The following is a 1,190-nucleotide window of genomic DNA, read 5'->3' on the forward strand; positions in this document are numbered from 1 at the left end:
TTGCTAACTTAGTTCCAACCAACGCAACTAACCATACACAAAACCGTTGCCCACAATATGAAAAATATCTTTGGAAAGAACAATTATCGATTTGGAGTTGAATCATTTTTACTAATGTATTTGAATCAATATCAATTTGTTTTAGGCTCTGATTTAGAACATTATGGAAAAAACAACCAGACTTTTAATAAAGATAATCCGTGTAATATTTATTTTGTATTAAGAAGACCAAAAGTTACAATTGACCTAAATTCAGTCAAGATAAAAGGCAAAAAAGCGGACTTTGAATTAATTATTCATCACCCAACAGAAGGCGGAATAATTAAGATGGGAACTGAATTAAACAATGCAAAATCGGAATTAGAATTTCACACAGAATATCCTTATAATCTCTTTACTTTTTCAGATAAAGAAGGTGTCTTGTTTGGAGCAAGACCGAGTACTTTAATTGACAGCTCGAACGTTGAAAATAATCTAAATTTAACCACTCTTGATTACGAAGTATTATATATCGGTCAAGCTTATGGTAAAAACGGAAAAAGAACTGCTTTAGATAGACTATCATCTCACGAAACAGTTCAAAAAATTTACACTCATTCTTTAACTCAAAATCCTGATTCTGATATTTGGATTCTTCTAACTAATTTTTCTCAACAAAGTATGCTGTTTACAGCAGGTTCAAATTTAATAAAGGTAAGTAAGAAAGACTCAAAAATTGAACGTAAAAAAGGAGAACATTTTTTTAAAAATAACGGAATTTCAATAACAGAAAAGCAAAAAATAAATTTTACAGAAGCTGCACTTATAAAATATTTTCAACCAAAATACAATATTGAGTTTAAAGATAGTTTTCCTTCAACAAAACATAAATCCTATTCTGAATGCTACAATTTAGATATTAAGGCTTTGACAATCGAATTAGATACATCAGAAAACACACGTAAGATTTACACCGAAAAAACTGAAAGAACACATCATCATATGAAAATGTTTGAGTTCAATTCTGACGAGGATAGAATAAGCTTAATGAATGCATTCGAATAAAATACTGTGGGCAACACCGTATATAATTTATTGCTAGCTTCTTACTTACTTTCGAAAGTCCTCGCGGACTTTCTTGGTTGGTAATTATTTACTAAATTAGTTGCTTGAAACACGCAACAAATCATATACAAACACGTTAGCTTTAA

At 29.9% G+C, this 1,190-nt stretch carries 1 protein-coding gene; it reads left to right on the forward strand.

Features of this window, described 5'->3' with window-relative positions; translation table 11 throughout:
• Positions 1-57: 57 nt before the first annotated feature.
• Entirely contained in the window at positions 58-1,044 is a 987-nt protein-coding gene (locus TD29_RS17205) for a hypothetical protein (protein ID WP_152611553.1), read from the forward strand.
• Positions 1,045-1,190: the final 146 nt, after the last annotated feature.

Origin of the sequence: Psychroserpens damuponensis, from assembly GCF_000826655.1 — a bacterium.
Taxonomy (GTDB): Bacteria; Bacteroidota; Bacteroidia; order Flavobacteriales; family Flavobacteriaceae; genus Psychroserpens; species Psychroserpens damuponensis.